The organism is Pseudoalteromonas sp. KJ63-1 (assembly GCF_055808145.1).
On record NZ_CM147855.1, the window covers coordinates 1,800,264 to 1,813,415 of the forward strand.

14 protein-coding genes are annotated in these 13,152 nt (G+C 40.6%); 8 read left to right on the top strand and 6 right to left on the bottom strand.

Annotated elements, in window-relative coordinates; genetic code table 11:
* Nucleotides 1-9: 9 nt before the first annotated feature.
* A complete protein-coding gene (locus AC0L7Q_RS08455) occupies nucleotides 10-945 on the bottom strand; it encodes an acetoacetate decarboxylase family protein (RefSeq protein WP_409423208.1) in 936 nt (311 codons plus the stop codon).
* 438 nt (nucleotides 946-1,383) lie between these two features.
* Between AC0L7Q_RS08455 and AC0L7Q_RS08460 the strand changes: the two genes are divergently transcribed.
* Together AC0L7Q_RS08460 and AC0L7Q_RS08465 are read left to right on the top strand one after the other, a co-directional pair.
* The gene (locus tag AC0L7Q_RS08460) at nucleotides 1,384-1,527 is read left to right on the top strand and encodes a hypothetical protein (protein WP_008113633.1); all 144 of its coding nucleotides are present in this window, start codon (nucleotides 1,384-1,386) and stop codon (nucleotides 1,525-1,527) included.
* Nucleotides 1,528-1,649: 122 nt separating this feature from the next.
* A complete protein-coding gene (locus AC0L7Q_RS08465; protein WP_413402233.1) occupies nucleotides 1,650-2,483 on the top strand; it encodes a hypothetical protein in 834 nt (277 codons plus the stop codon).
* A 43-nt stretch (nucleotides 2,484-2,526) separates the two neighbouring features.
* Here the strand turns inward: AC0L7Q_RS08465 and AC0L7Q_RS08470 are convergent, their stop codons facing one another.
* From AC0L7Q_RS08470 to rnm, 5 genes are all read right to left on the bottom strand, one after another.
* Nucleotides 2,527-3,108: a YceI family protein gene (locus tag AC0L7Q_RS08470; protein WP_409423210.1), complete on the bottom strand. Its 582-nt coding sequence runs from the start codon at nucleotides 3,106-3,108 to the stop codon at nucleotides 2,527-2,529.
* Nucleotide 3,109: 1 nt separating this feature from the next.
* Nucleotides 3,110-3,661, bottom strand: coding sequence for a cytochrome b (locus AC0L7Q_RS08475; RefSeq protein WP_409423211.1), 552 nt, complete (start codon nucleotides 3,659-3,661; stop codon nucleotides 3,110-3,112).
* Between the two features lie 145 nt (nucleotides 3,662-3,806).
* Nucleotides 3,807-4,646, bottom strand: a complete 840-nt coding sequence (locus AC0L7Q_RS08480) for a segregation and condensation protein A (protein WP_413402236.1) — start codon at nucleotides 4,644-4,646, stop codon at nucleotides 3,807-3,809.
* A 2-nt stretch (nucleotides 4,647-4,648) separates the two neighbouring features.
* Complete coding sequence (locus AC0L7Q_RS08485) at nucleotides 4,649-5,269, bottom strand: L-threonylcarbamoyladenylate synthase (RefSeq protein WP_008113642.1); 621 nt, start codon at nucleotides 5,267-5,269, stop codon at nucleotides 4,649-4,651.
* The gene (gene rnm, locus AC0L7Q_RS08490; protein ID WP_413402239.1) at nucleotides 5,266-6,120 is read right to left on the bottom strand and encodes an RNase RNM; all 855 of its coding nucleotides are present in this window, start codon (nucleotides 6,118-6,120) and stop codon (nucleotides 5,266-5,268) included. Before rnm ends, AC0L7Q_RS08485 begins: the two co-directional genes overlap by 4 nt.
* A 443-nt stretch (nucleotides 6,121-6,563) precedes the next feature.
* On the opposite strand from rnm, the gene AC0L7Q_RS08495 reads away from it, so the two are divergent.
* The 6 genes from AC0L7Q_RS08495 to trpA are packed head-to-tail and all read left to right on the top strand — an operon-like array spanning nucleotide 6,564 to nucleotide 13,151.
* Nucleotides 6,564-8,132: an anthranilate synthase component 1 gene (locus tag AC0L7Q_RS08495; RefSeq protein ID WP_413402243.1), complete on the top strand. Its 1,569-nt coding sequence runs from the start codon at nucleotides 6,564-6,566 to the stop codon at nucleotides 8,130-8,132.
* 1 nt (nucleotide 8,133) lies between these two features.
* Nucleotides 8,134-8,736, top strand: a complete 603-nt coding sequence (locus AC0L7Q_RS08500; RefSeq protein ID WP_413402246.1) for an aminodeoxychorismate/anthranilate synthase component II — start codon at nucleotides 8,134-8,136, stop codon at nucleotides 8,734-8,736.
* A 10-nt stretch (nucleotides 8,737-8,746) separates the two neighbouring features.
* The gene (gene trpD, locus AC0L7Q_RS08505) at nucleotides 8,747-9,784 is read left to right on the top strand and encodes an anthranilate phosphoribosyltransferase (RefSeq protein ID WP_413402248.1); all 1,038 of its coding nucleotides are present in this window, start codon (nucleotides 8,747-8,749) and stop codon (nucleotides 9,782-9,784) included.
* Nucleotides 9,777-11,141, top strand: coding sequence for a bifunctional indole-3-glycerol-phosphate synthase TrpC/phosphoribosylanthranilate isomerase TrpF (trpCF, locus tag AC0L7Q_RS08510; RefSeq protein WP_413402251.1), 1,365 nt, complete (start codon nucleotides 9,777-9,779; stop codon nucleotides 11,139-11,141). Before trpD ends, trpCF begins: the two co-directional genes overlap by 8 nt.
* 7 nt (nucleotides 11,142-11,148) lie before the next feature.
* On the top strand, nucleotides 11,149-12,333 hold the full coding sequence (trpB, locus tag AC0L7Q_RS08515; RefSeq protein ID WP_413402846.1) for a tryptophan synthase subunit beta: 1,185 nt from the start codon (nucleotides 11,149-11,151) through the stop codon (nucleotides 12,331-12,333).
* Entirely contained in the window at nucleotides 12,330-13,151 is an 822-nt protein-coding gene (gene trpA, locus AC0L7Q_RS08520; protein ID WP_413402253.1) for a tryptophan synthase subunit alpha, read from the top strand. The genes trpB and trpA overlap by 4 nt, the downstream gene beginning before the upstream one ends.
* Nucleotide 13,152 lies beyond the last annotated feature (1 nt).

Genomic DNA, 13,152 nt, shown 5'->3' on the forward strand with positions numbered 1-13,152 from the left:
CTAAGCAATTTAAATTTTAGTTGCGGCTAACTGGTCAAAGTCCATTTGCACATAAAAAGGTAAATGCAACGCTTGACTACCTAACTTTAGACCAAACATGTCGGCAAGTGGAAAACTATCTAATTTATTAAGATGTAAAGTAAACTCTGGCTTTAAAAATTTAAAATGGTGTATTTTTTTAATCTCAGAGGGTGAGTGCATTACGCTTTGGTATACCGCTGAATCACCTCTGCCATCAGGAAATTGTTTTAACAATATTTGATCCATTTGTGGATTAACAAAGCCACTCAATAGCTGCTTTAATAATGAAAAATCAATACCCAAATGTTTGCGAGAAAACAAATTTGCTACTTGCTCGCCAAAGTCATCGATAACAGAGAAAAAATCGGTATCTTGTTGTTTAGAGTTCATAGTAATTGAAAATAGCTCATGCATTTGTAGCTTAGATTCAGGAGAAAAATGTTCGAAGCACTCTAAAGATATTGAAAAATTCGATAGCTTAGATACACAGTTAGGCATAGTGTAATTACATAAATATTTATTGTAGCCCCATATCTCTCGACCATTAATAAGTGCATAAATGTTATTCACGCAGATAAACGCTGGATACCAATATAAGTAGGTTATATCTTCATCTTCAACCTTAGCGACAGGCAACCAAATGATAATATCTGTTTCTTGCATCCAACCATGCTGATCGAATGGCGGGGTCATTGAGGCTATTTTTTCAATATCTGTAAATGTAATAAGTGCAAACTCGCCAAGTATTTTAAAATAAACATTACCCTCACCCCCTATGTTTAACGTTGAATCGATATACTTTTGTGCTTTTTCAGATTCTATTTCAGCAAAAAAACCATACATATTCGCATTATTCATGCGACAAGGCGGCTTTGCTATTGGATTAGATAAAAAATGTTGATATGGCGCAGATAGTGAACTCATTTGACCCCCCTCAGTTAAAAACTGAGTATAGTCAGATATATTTGGGTCTGTTGATCTTTACGAATTAATATTTATAGCTATACGTGAATTTCTCTCGATTCAAAGTATTTTAATAAATTGCTTGCAAAGGAAAATATTGTGACGTAACATTACTACTTGGCTATAAAAAGCCCTAGCGGTTAACCTCTTTACCCTGATCCAGTAAGCCCCGCAAAACGTATATTTAAGAGCTAAGTTATTGTACGGCGAGAACCCCTATTAATACCTTGATGGTTTATTTGTAGAATCATCGTAAAAGTGTCATAAAGATCGTCAACACTGTAATGAAGCTAAACACAATATGATTATTTATCATCTGAAATGTGCTTTAAGAAAAAGCCCAGAATAAATAACAAAAATAAAGTGAGTTTTATTATGTCATACAAATATAACGGATCTATGATCCAAATAGCACATCCAGTGCAATCAATTTCGGTTAACAAGCATCGTGTAATCTTTAGCGATACACAAGGTTTGAAAAATGCATTGTTTCAAAAAGCAAGTGATGCACGTCAATTTGTAAAATGGCTGAAAGCCAGCTAATTATTATTGATAAGTTAAACAGTTATAAATAAATTAAAATGCCAGCATTAAGCTGGCATTTTACTTTTTGACATATTATTGACTACACTTAAGTCCTTGTTTACTTATTTGTTGTAGTGAAAATGTGGTTTTCGTGGTTAATACTGTTCGTCTGTGTATTTTTAAGCGCAAAGTGTGATGCCAGAACAATAAAATGGTTAACACATGACTTTGCGCCCTATTACATTTTAAGCGGTCCGGATAAGTCTCAGGGACGCGATGAAAGTATTATTTCGCTGCTAGAGCAACAACTTCCGCATATTAACTTTGAACGTGTCATTATTCCCTCTGGTAAAGTTATTCAGGAACTCGCTAACCTGCAATCAAATGCATGCGCATTATCACTTTATAAAAACAAATATCGAGAAGAGCGTGTTTACTTCACGCATCAAAGCTCTACAGCAGGTCTTTCTCCCTCTATTGCCATGCATCAAAAGCTTAGCGTTGCTCTAGATATTGAAAGCAGTAAATCAGTGTCGTTAACTAATTTATTAGTAAATAAAAAGCTTACCTTGGGTGTATCGATGAATCGCTCATACGGCAGTGAAATTGATAAAATAATTAATACCACGCCTAATACAAATATTGTCATTAGACCTACTCGCGATACCCTAAGTACATTAACTTATATGCTTAATTTAGAGCGAATTGATATTTTATTAGGCTATCCCAGTGAGCATTATTATTTAGCAAAAACGATGGGGTTTAGTGACAATTTAACACAGCGTATGCTAACTGAGGCACCAAAACTTAGTTACGGTTATATTGGCTGTACTAAAAACGAGCAAGGCGCAGAAGATATTGCCACACTCAATCAGCAACTCAAACTGATTAAGCAAACTGAAGACTATAAACAAGTATTGACCCGGTGGTTACCGAATGATTTAAAGCCAAAACTGACTTTACATTTACAGTAAAAAGCTAAGCGTGATAACGCTTAGCTTTAACTATAAAACGGTATTATTGACGAATACCTTCAATAAATAAGCCAATATCAACGTGCGTTGACGCTGGGCCTAAATCGTAATCAATACCGTAATCGGCTAGTTTTAAGCTGGTTTCACCTTCAAAACCAACACGGTAACCACCCCATGGATCTTTACCTTCACCAATTTTATCAATTTCAAAACTAATTGTTTTAGTAACACCATGAAGGGTAAACTCACCGGTTACTGTGGCTTCTTCACCGTCTTGATCAAACGTAATTGCTGTACTTTTAAAGCTCGCCTGAGGGTATTTGCTTACGTTTAAAAAGTCACCACCGCGTAAGTGTTTATCTCGTTCAGCATGGTTTGAATCTAGGCTTGTTGTATCGATGTTTACACTAATTTGAGATGCGTTTGGGTTCTTAGCATCGTAGTTAAACTGTCCATCAAAGGTGTTAAAGCGCCCGTGCAACCAGCTGTAACCTAAATGTTTAATTTTAAAATTAACAAAGGCATGTGCTCCTTTGGTATCAATAACATAATCTGCAGCATTGGCATGGGTAGCCGTCATAAACATCGCTGCTGATAACGCTGAAGTTAATAGTAACTTTTTCATTTTAAGCTTCCTTTTGTAATTTGATCATTCTGATTAATGTTTTATCTTTATCAATAAAGTGGTGTTTTAACGCACCCAATATATGCAGCACCACAAACCCTATCAGTAAGCATGCGCTGTAATAATGAATTTGCCCTGCTATATCCGCCTGAGAATCAAAAGTAAAGTCGATGGCTTTGACATAAAACAAGCCAAACACTTCGATTGGTCGCCCATCAGCAGTAGAAATTAAGTATCCAGACACCATAATGATCACTAAAAACAGATACATTAAAATATGTGCTGTTTGCGCCAGCTGGTTTAATTGTGTATTAGTGCCAATAGGGTTAGGTTTTACATTAAAACGACGCCATAAAAGTCTAAAAACAAATACAGCGGCTAAACTTAGCCCTATGCTTTTATGTAAATCTAATGAGCCTTTGTACCAGCTGTCGTAGTAAGTTAGCTCAACCATATATAAACCTAAACCAAACAAACCAAAGATGGTCAGCGCCATTAGCCAGTGTAAAAGTATAGCCACTAAGCCATAACCGGTTTTTGAGTTTTTAAACATTGCCTATTGCCAATCCCTAATCTAGTAATAGCATTACGATATAATGGATAACTGGCGATTAAAATAGCATATGCAAACACTCACCGTGCGTATACGCACAGTAAAGACAGTAAATTTAGTATAATTGCAATAAATCTAAGGAGGGTTAACTATCTGCAGACTCGTTAAGAGACACATATATTTGACTATCAGACTCAACTTGCAAGCAAGCAATTAAGCCCTCTTTTATCAGTTCTAACATGGCGATAAAACTAACAACAACCCCACTACGCCCCTCTTCAAAGGTAAACAATTGGGTAAACGCAACGGGCGCTTTTGCTTGGGATAAAGTGTGTAAAATTAAACTCATACGTTCACGAGTTGACAGGGTTTCTGCACTAATTAAATGATGCTCAAATGTTTTAGCACGCGCCATTACGTCGCTTAGCGCTAACAATAAATCTTTGATTGCCAGTTCAGGTAAGGGTTGGTTTTTTTCTTCTAGCTCTGGGAAAGTTGCATTGGCGATAAATATATCGCGACCAACGCGGGGCAAAGTATCTATATTTTCGGCCGCTTTTTTAAATTGTTCGTACTCTTGTAGACGTTTTATAAGTTCGGCGCGGGGATCTTCCTCTTCTTCTAATTCTTCATGCACTGGCAGTAACAGCCGCGACTTAATCTGCGCCAGCAATGCTGCCATTACAAGATATTCGCCAGCGAGTTCTAACTGAAACTCACTCATCATTTCAACATATTTTACATACTGCTCAGTAATGCTAAATATAGATAATTCGAGAACATCTAACTTGTGCTTTTTAATTAAATAAAGCAACAGATCTAACGGGCCTTCAAAAGTTTCTAAAATAACTTCAAGCGCATCAGGAGGAATATATAAATCTTCAGGCTTATCAACAACGGCTTTACCATGCAAAAATGCCAGTGGCAGCTTTTGCTGTACTGGCATATCTGTAGGTATTAACGAAACCGTGTCAGGCTGTTTCATTGCTATTCAAATGGAGCCGTATCGCCGCAGCCTACACGTAAGATCTGAATATCGTCCTCTGATAAATCAATTACCGTGGTTGCTTGCTCTGTGAGGTATCCGCCGTGAATAATTAAATCGACATGCTTATCTAGGCGCTCCAAAATGTCATCGGGATCCGCTTGCGTGTATTCATCACCCGGCAAAATAAGTGAGCATGACATTAATGGCTCCCCCAATTCCGCAAGTAACGCACAAGCAATTGGGTGTTCAATCACCCGAATACCTATGGTTTTTTTCTTATCGTTTAATAAGCGTTTAGGTACTTCTTTTGTGCCTTTAAAAATAAACGTATAAGGCCCTGGGGTATTATTTTTGATCAGCCTAAACATTTGGTTATCTACCCGAGCATAAGTAGAAAGCTCAGATAAATCGCGGCACACTAAGGTAAAGTTATGGTGTTTTTCAATGCCGCGAATACGCTCTATGCGCTCTTTAGCTTGTTTGTTACCTAAATTACAGCCAATCGCATATCCCGAATCTGTTGGGTACACAACTACGCCGCCTTGCTTAATAATATCAACAGCTTGAGAAATTAGTCTAGGCTGTGGGTTGTCCGGATGTATATGAAATAATTGACTCATAATGCAACTCCTTCGTGCTTTTCCCATGTTTGCCAAACCCCTTGGCAATCTTTAGGTAAGTATAAATTTTTTCCAAGTTCTAAATAACTAGTCGGAAAATGAAAGTCAGAGCCTTGAGAGCAAAGCAAATCGTATTCTTGGCTCAATAAGCCTAAAAACTGACGCTCACTCGGGGCCTGTTGCGGTTGGGCAACTTCCATCGCGTCACCGCCCACTGATTTAAATTCCACGAGTAGTTTACGCAACCACTTATTCGACATTTTATAGCTACTTGGGTGCGCCAAAACAGCCACTCCACCGGCGGCATGAATGGCTGAAATTGCCGTTTGCATATCACACCAGTTACTCGGTACGTAACCGGTTTTTCCTCGTCCTAGATACTTTTTAAATACCCCAGGAAAGTTTTTAGCCACACCTCGCTCAATTAAGGCTCGGGCAAAGTGAGCGCGAGTGATTTGCGCATTTTCAGCCAGCTCGCGGGCTTGTTGATAAATACCTTCAAAGCCATTTTTAGTTAATCGGTGGCCTATTTCAATTGCACGGATTTCGCGCTTTTGCTGTTGCTCGCTAAGTAATGTATGCAAAGTGGTATCATTGGTATCAATATTTAGCCCAACGATATGAATTTCAAAACTCTCCCATTTGGTTGATATTTCAACCCCATTAATTAGTTTAAGCGGCAAGTTTTCGCGTTTGATAAAAGCCTGCGCAGGCTCAATTGCGGCCACAGTATCGTGATCGGTAATGGCAAATACATCAATGTTTTTATCGACTGCTCGCGCTAATAGTTCCTCAACGGTTAAATGTCCGTCTGAGTGTGTTGTATGGCTATGTAAGTCGTATTTTATCAAATGAAAACTACTTTAATTAATGGTTTAAGGGTGTTTCACACAGTATAACAAGTTTTTTAACGAAATTGTTTTAAATAAACACTTGACACAAAAGCAGTTGATACGCTTTACTGTAGCCACTTTTAGACATTAAAGAATAAATAACAATGAAAAATACAATTCAAAACATCATTTGGTGGTGGCACTCTTAAAACAAAGGGTGATGAATTGTCGTGTCTAAACAAAAAATTCTAACCCGCTACCATGCGGGTTTTTTTATCACTAAATTTTGCAATACAAGATTAACAGGAATTAAAAACATGAATAACGTAAACACTCTTACACATCATTGGTGGTGGCGCCTGGCATAGCGGGACGGTAATGGTCTATCTATAATTTAGACATCGTTATTCAAACCCCGCACTGCTTAGCATTGCGGGGTTTTATTTTTTAGGGGATGAGGTTTGATTTTTAGTCATATAACAACAACACCAGGTGAAGTGACCAGCATAACGCAAGTACGAGACTACATAAGTAGCCCACTTGCCTTGTATGCGGCACTTGATAAACCTAACTCACTATTGCTTGAATCTGCAGAGATAGATTCAAAAGATAGCGTAAAAAGCTTAATACTCGTTGATTGTGCACTGCGTATTGTCTGCCAAGGCAATCAAGTGAGCGTAACAGCACAATCAAATAATGGTCAGCAGTTACTCAACTATTTACAAGCTAATGTAAAAAACTGTGCATCACAGTTAACCGATACCACACTAACGCTGGAGTATCATCCAGCAGATGACACAATTGACCAAGCCAGTAAGCTGATTGCAGATAACGCTTTTAGCGCATTACGCACCTGTTTAAATAGCATCAAAAGTACCACTAACAATCCGTTCTCAGTGTTTTTAGGCGGCGTATTTGCCTACGACATGGTGGCTAACTTTGAACAACTATCCGATGTACCCGACGGTGAAAACACCTGCCCAGACTACGTATTTTATTTAGCCGAAACACTGGTTGTTATTGATCACCAAAAACAAACAACCGAGTTAATTGGTAATGTGTTTAATGGCCCTGATGTTCACGCTAATTGTTTTGAAGTGGGCAAACAATTAGAGCGCCTTAATACATTGTGCGACCACGCCGCAGACTTTAGTGCCCCAAGCCAAACAGGTGACTGCCCTGTAAATGTTGATATTAGTGATGAGCAATATTGTCAACAAGTGATAAAACTTAAGCAACACATAGTTGATGGCGATATCTTTCAAGTGGTGCCCTCTCGTACTTTCTCATTGCCGTGCCCTGACTCATTACATGCTTATAGCCAGCTTAAAAAGCAAAACCCTAGCCCGTACATGTTTTACATGCGCGATGAAGACTTCTCATTATTTGGCGCATCCCCTGAGTCTGCGCTTAAGTATGAGGTTCAATCTCAACAAGTTGAGGTTTATCCGATTGCAGGCACTCGTCCACGGGGCAAGTTTGCAAATGGGCAAATTAATCCTGATTTAGATAGCCGTATTGAACTTGAACTCAGAAACGATCAAAAAGAACGAGCTGAGCATTTAATGCTGGTTGATTTAGCGCGTAACGACGTTGCTCGTATTAGCGTGCCTGGTACTCGCCATGCAAAAGAGCTATTAAAAGTAGACCGTTATTCACAAGTAATGCATTTAGTATCACGCGTAGTTGGAAAATTAAAACCCGAACTAGATGCCCTGCATGCTTATCAAGCCTGTATGAACATGGGTACCTTAGTGGGTGCACCCAAAGTACGTGCGGCAGAATTAGTGCGTAAAACTGAAGGCAAACGTCGCGGTAGCTATGGTGGCGCGGTTGGGTATTTAACTGGTGACGGTGCCATGGACAGCTGTATTGTTATTCGTGCCGCCTTTGTTAAAAATAATATTGCGTATGTACAAGCCGGTGCTGGGGTTGTATTTGATTCTGACCCAATGTCAGAGGCAAACGAAACGCGCGCTAAAGCCCAAGCGGTGATCACCGCAATTAAATCGACATATAAGGCAGTATAAAATGAGTGAAGCACACCCTATTAAAATTTACTTTTTAGATAACTTTGACTCATTTAGCTACAACCTAGTCGATGAGCTAACAATGCTTGGGGCTGAGCTAGTGGTTTACCGAAACAACATTAGCGCAGAGATCATATTCGAAAAAATGCAGGCAGAGCTTGGACAAGTACTGCTGGTATTATCGCCAGGCCCTGGTGCGCCTAGCGATGCAGGCTGCCTTATGGAGTTAATTAACCTGTGTAAGGGCCAATTTCCAATGCTAGGTATTTGTTTAGGCCAACAAGCGCTAACACAAAGCTATGGCGGAGTAATCGGTCACGCTGGTGAAACCGTACATGGTAAGTCATCAATTATAAATTTAAATGATCACCCTGTATTTTACGGTATGGGAAGCACCATGCCAGTGGCACGTTATCACTCATTAATGGCAACAAAAGTACCTGATAACTTAGCTGTTATTGCCAAGTATCAAGATATACCAATGGCTATTTATCATCATCAAGACAATGCACTGGGCTATCAATTCCACCCAGAGTCAATTTTAACGCCCAATGGCGCAATGCTACTGCAGCAAAGCGTTGCTTATTTAACACGTGCCAAATAAAAGGAACATTATGACTAATCAATTACACAGCCCGCTTAATGTTCAACACGCTATTGAGCATATTATTGCAAAGCAGTCACTTAGTTACGCACAAGCAAAAGCGCTGTTTGATCAAATTATGCAAGGCAATATGAGCGATATTGAACTCTCTGCGCTGCTTATTGGCCTTAAAATGAAAGGTGAAGTAAGCGATGAGATTGCCGGTGCGGCCGCTTCAATGCGTGAAAATGCCGTTCCCTTTATCACTAATAAAACGCAACTTGCTGATAGCTGTGGCACCGGTGGCGATGGTTCAAACACTATAAATATTAGCACCACCGCCGCGATTGTAGCGGCAGCGGCTGGTATTAATATGGTAAAACATGGCAATCGTAGCGTGTCGAGTAATTCAGGGTCTGCTGATTTACTCAAAGCACTGGGGATCAATATCGATATGGCCCCAGAGGTCGCTGCCCGTTGTTTAGAGAGCACAAATTTTACCTTTTTATTTGCACCGCACTACCACAGTGGTGTGCGTCATGCGATGAACGTGCGTACCAGTTTAAAAACCCGAACTATTTTTAATATTCTTGGGCCACTGGCTAATCCAGCCGCTCCTGAGGTGCAATTACTCGGCGTGTACGATGAGTCTTTATGCATGCCTATGGCACAAACGCTTAATACTCTAGGCACTAAACGCGCTATGATAGTACACGGCTCTGGTACTGACGAAATCGCCTTACATGGCTCAACACAGGTTGTAGAGCTTAATAATGGCAAAATCACCCAGTACACACTCAACCCAAGTGATTTTGACCTTGCAAACTATTCACTTGAACAATTAGCCGGTGAAGGCCCACAATACAATGCAAACGCCAGTCTTGCTATTTTACAAGGTAAAGGCACTGAGGCACACAACGCCGCAATTGTTGTTAATGTGGCCGCATTGCTGTACTTAACCGGCCAAGCACAGTCGCTAAAACAAGGTGCGCAAATCACACACTCTTTATTACGTTCAGGCAAGGCCATGGACACATTAAATGCAATTATTGAGGTAAGTCATGGCTAATGTATTAGACAAAATTATTGCCGATAAAAAAATAGAACTAATCGAGCGTAAGGCGGCGCGCCCGCTGGAGAGCTTTAAACATCAAGCCAAACCAACAGAGCGTAGTTTTTACAAAGCACTGGCAGCGCCAGGCACACAGTTTATTTTAGAATGCAAAAAAGCATCGCCCTCTAAAGGGTTGATTCGTCAGCCATTTGATTTAACAGAAATCACCCAGGCGTATAAGCAATACGCCACTTGTATGAGTGTACTAACTGACGAAAAGTACTTTCAAGGCAGTTTTGATTACCTTGAATTTGTGCGCAGCCAAGTAGAACAGCCGCTTATTTGTAAAGACTTTTTTATTGATGAGTACCAAGTTTATATGGCACGTATATATGGTGGTGACGCTATTTTACTGATGCTATCAGTGCTTGACGATCAGCAATATAAAGCACTGCATGAAGTGGCTGACTCGTTAAATATGTCAGTATTAACTGAGGTAAGTAACGAAGCAGAAGTGCACCGTGCGCTGGCACTTGATGCGCAAATAATTGGCATCAATAATCGCGATTTGCGCGACTTAAGCACCGACTTAGCCACAACCGAACGACTACGTAAGCTTATTCCTAACGATAAAGTGGTTATTTCAGAGTCAGGTATTTACACCCATCAAGATGTAAAACGCTTAGCCCCTTTATGTAATGGCTTTTTAATTGGCAGCTCATTAATGGCTGAAGCTGATTTATTACAAGCATGCCGCCGCGTAATATTAGGCGAGAACAAAGTGTGCGGCTTAACCCGTAATCAAGACGCTATTGCAGCCTATAACAATGGCGCTGTGTATAGCGGGCTGATTTTTTACCCTAAATCCCCCCGCTTTGTCGATTTGGATTGCGCCAAAGAAATCAGCCAAAGTGCGCCTTTAAAATTTGTCGGTGTATTTGTTAATGCCGCTATATCTGACGTGGCTGAACACGCGAAACAACTTAAATTATCAGCCGTTCAATTACATGGCCAAGAAGATGAACAATACATTGCGTCGTTACGTAATGAATTACCACGTAATTGTGAAATTTGGAAAGCACAGGCGATAAAAGATGCTTTACCACAACCTGTTGCAGGCGCAGATCGCCATTTATACGACACCCACAGTGATTCACAGGCTGGCGGCACAGGCAAAACATTCGATTGGTCAGTGCTTCGCGATGCTACGACCCCATTTATGCTTGCTGGCGGCTTAAACCCAGACAATATTAGCGATGCACTTTTTCAAGGTGCCCTTGGACTTGATTTAAATTCAGGTGTTGAAGAGTCTCCAGGGAAAAAGTGTGCAAACAAACTACATCATGCTTTTACAAGTATCAGAAATTATTGAGGTTAAAATGCAAAATCCAGCTTATTTTGGCGAGTTTGGCGGTATGTTTGTACCGGAACTGCTTGTCCCTGCGCTTAAGCAGTTAGAAAACGAATTTAATAAAGCACAAAAAGATCCTGAGTTTCAGGCAGAGCTAAGTAAATTACTTAACGAGTATGCGGGTCGCCCTACGCCGCTTACGTTAACGCGCAACTTGGTTAAAAACCCAAAAGTAAAACTGTACTTAAAGCGTGAAGATTTACTCCACGGTGGTGCACACAAAACTAATCAGGTGTTGGGTCAAGCATTACTGACTAAACGCATGGGCAAAAAAGAAGTTATAGCAGAAACCGGTGCAGGCCAACACGGTGTAGCCACCGCACTTGCGTGTGCATTACTTGGCTTAAAATGTCGTATTTACATGGGTGCAAAAGACGTTGAACGCCAACAGCCTAATGTATTTAGAATGAAACTTATGGGCGCTGAAGTTATTCCAGTTACCGCAGGTTCGGGCACATTAAAAGATGCGGTTAACGAAGCTCTGCGTGATTGGTCAGCAAACTATCAAGAGGCACATTACTTGCTAGGTACAGCCGCGGGCCCTCATCCTTTTCCAACAATTGTACGTGAGTATCAAAAAATTATTGGCGAGGAAGCTAAACAGCAAATTCTTAAAGCGGAAGGTCGACTACCAGATGCGGTTTTAGCTTGTGTAGGTGGTGGCTCCAATGCCATTGGTATGTTTACTGATTTTATTGACGAGCCGGGTGTTAAATTAATTGGTGTAGAACCAGCAGGTAAAGGCCTTGATACCCACGAGCACGGCGCAACAATCTGCAAAGGCACTAAAGGTATTTTGCACGGTACTTACACTTATATTATGCAAAATACAGATGGTCAAATTGAAGAGTCTTACTCTGTATCGGCGGGACTAGATTACCCTGCTGTAGGGCCACAACATGCCTTTTTACACGAAACTGGCCGTGCTCAATATGTTGGTATTACCGACACAAAAGCACTTGATGCCTTTCAAGCATTGGCTAAACACGAAGGGATTATTCCTGCGCTTGAATCAAGCCATGCGCTAGCCTACGCCCTCGAATATGCAGAAGAGCAAACGCAGGACAGTATTATTGTTATTAATTTAAGTGGTCGTGGCGATAAAGATTTAGCCCACGTACACAAGGTATTATCAGAGGAAGGTCAACTATGAGCCAAGTAAAAACTGACCGTTACGGACAAATGTTTGCCGCACTTAAAGAGCAAAACCAAGGTGCGTTTGTACCGTTTGTGACCATTGGCGATCCGGGTAAAGCGCAAAGCATTGAAATTATTAAAAGCTTAATCGATGGGGGTGCAGATGGGCTAGAGCTGGGTATTCCGTTTTCAGATCCGATTGCCGACGGCCCTGTTATTCAAAAAGCCAATATCCGTGCTTTAGATGTGCACATTAATACACAAGATTGTTTTGATATTATTAAAGAAATACGCCAGTACAATGCCGATATTCCAATTGGTTTATTGTTGTATTCAAACTTAATATTTAAACGTGGCTTAGAAAAATTTTACACTGATGCAAAAGCAGTAGGCGTTGACTCTATTTTAGTGGCTGATGTGCCGTTACACGAGTCTAAAATGTTTAGAAAAGCCGCCATGGCAAACGGTATTGATCCAATATTTATCGCCACGCCGAACGCTAGTGACGATACGCTACGTGAGTGTGCATCGTACGGTCGCGGCTATACCTACTTGCTGTCTCGTGCTGGGGTAACAGGTACCGATACTAAAGCACAAATGCCTGCAACCCATGTGGTTACACGCCTGCAAGAATACCACAGCGCGCCTGCGTTATTAGGCTTTGGTATTTCAACACCTGATGATGTAAAAGCGGCGCTTGAAGCCGGTGCTGCGGGGGCAATTTCAGGCTCTGCAGTCGTAAAAATCATTGAAGCAAACCTAAATGATTTAGACGCAATGACCACCCAATTAAAAACATTTGTAAGCGAGATGAAAGCCGCTACTGCGCTTTAAT

Excerpts from the sequence above, each read along its gene's own strand:
- AC0L7Q_RS08455 (WP_409423208.1), bottom strand. The coding sequence starts at position 945 with ATGAGTTCACTATCTGCGCCATATCAACATTTTTTATCTAATCCAATA.
- AC0L7Q_RS08460 (WP_008113633.1), top strand. The coding sequence starts at position 1,384 with ATGATCCAAATAGCACATCCAGTGCAATCAATTTCGGTTAACAAGCAT.
- AC0L7Q_RS08465 (WP_413402233.1), top strand. The coding sequence starts at position 1,650 with ATGTGGTTTTCGTGGTTAATACTGTTCGTCTGTGTATTTTTAAGCGCA.
- AC0L7Q_RS08470 (WP_409423210.1), bottom strand. The coding sequence starts at position 3,108 with ATGAAAAAGTTACTATTAACTTCAGCGTTATCAGCAGCGATGTTTATG.
- AC0L7Q_RS08475 (WP_409423211.1), bottom strand. The coding sequence starts at position 3,661 with ATGTTTAAAAACTCAAAAACCGGTTATGGCTTAGTGGCTATACTTTTA.
- AC0L7Q_RS08480 (WP_413402236.1), bottom strand. The coding sequence starts at position 4,646 with ATGAAACAGCCTGACACGGTTTCGTTAATACCTACAGATATGCCAGTA.
- AC0L7Q_RS08485 (WP_008113642.1), bottom strand. The coding sequence starts at position 5,269 with ATGAGTCAATTATTTCATATACATCCGGACAACCCACAGCCTAGACTA.
- AC0L7Q_RS08500 (WP_413402246.1), top strand. The coding sequence starts at position 8,134 with ATGAGTGAAGCACACCCTATTAAAATTTACTTTTTAGATAACTTTGAC.
- trpD (WP_413402248.1), top strand. The coding sequence starts at position 8,747 with ATGACTAATCAATTACACAGCCCGCTTAATGTTCAACACGCTATTGAG.
- trpCF (WP_413402251.1), top strand. The coding sequence starts at position 9,777 with ATGGCTAATGTATTAGACAAAATTATTGCCGATAAAAAAATAGAACTA.
- trpB (WP_413402846.1), top strand. The coding sequence starts at position 11,149 with ATGCAAAATCCAGCTTATTTTGGCGAGTTTGGCGGTATGTTTGTACCG.
- trpA (WP_413402253.1), top strand. The coding sequence starts at position 12,330 with ATGAGCCAAGTAAAAACTGACCGTTACGGACAAATGTTTGCCGCACTT.